The sequence below is a fragment of the Burkholderia sp. SIMBA_051 genome, assembly GCF_046534915.1.
Taxonomy (GTDB): domain Bacteria; phylum Pseudomonadota; class Gammaproteobacteria; order Burkholderiales; family Burkholderiaceae; genus Burkholderia; species Burkholderia ambifaria.
In genome coordinates this window covers 1-255 of the sequence record NZ_JAWRXS010000564.1, presented here as the reverse complement: position 1 = coordinate 255, position 255 = coordinate 1, and the positions used below count along the sequence as shown (strand labels likewise).

Genomic DNA, 255 nt, shown 5'->3' with positions numbered 1-255 from the left:
AGCAGGAACTCGTGCTCGCGCGGCGTAATGCGGAGGCTTCGGTGGCCGCGCATCAGCGGGCACAACGGGAATTGCAGGAAAGCCGCGACGTATTGAGTCTGGCCATGCGCGGCGCGCGCATGGGCGCGTGGTCGCACGAACCGAAGACCGGCAAGTTCTGGTGGAGCCGCGAACTGGAAGCGCTCGCGGGTTACGCCGAAGGACGCCTCGCCATTACAACGCGCGGTTTTTTCGAACTGATCCATCCGGGCGATC

At 64.7% G+C, this 255-nt stretch carries 1 pseudogene; it reads left to right on the top strand.

The annotated features are described in order from the left end of the window. A pseudogene (locus SB771_RS35730) lies at window positions 1-255 on the top strand (hybrid sensor histidine kinase/response regulator); the annotation flags it as partial.